The sequence below is a fragment of the Candidatus Frankia alpina genome (genome assembly GCF_902806485.1).
Classification (GTDB): Bacteria; Actinomycetota; Actinomycetes; order Frankiales; family Frankiaceae; genus Frankia; species Frankia alpina.
On the sequence record NZ_CADCWT010000623.1, the window covers coordinates 1 to 321 of the forward strand.

Here is a 321-nt window from a genome sequence, read left to right on the forward strand (position 1 = left end):
CCGTTCCGGTTTGGGAATTCTTGACCTGGACGTCGATAAAGGCGGGACGGCGTCGCTGGCCGCGGTGGAGTCCCGGGTGGGCTGCCTGCCCGGGACGGTGACGGTGATGACCGGCTCCGGCGGCGCACACCTGTATTACCGCCATCCCGGTATTCCCTTGCTGTCCGCCGCCGACGTGCACGGCCCCGGACTGGACGTCCGCGGCGACGGCGGCCTCGTCGTCGCCCCCCCCAGCCGCCACCCGTGCGGGCACCGCTACGCCTGGGTCGGTGACATCCGCGGAATGCGCCGGGAAACCCTGGCCGACTATCTCGCCGACTG

The 321-nt window shown here is 71.3% G+C and carries 1 protein-coding gene; it reads left to right on the forward strand.

Annotated elements, in window-relative coordinates:
* Nucleotides 1–10: 10 nt before the first annotated feature.
* A partial coding sequence (locus tag G6R25_RS24755; RefSeq protein WP_235949566.1) for a bifunctional DNA primase/polymerase occupies nt 11–321 on the forward strand: 311 nt, incomplete at its 3' end.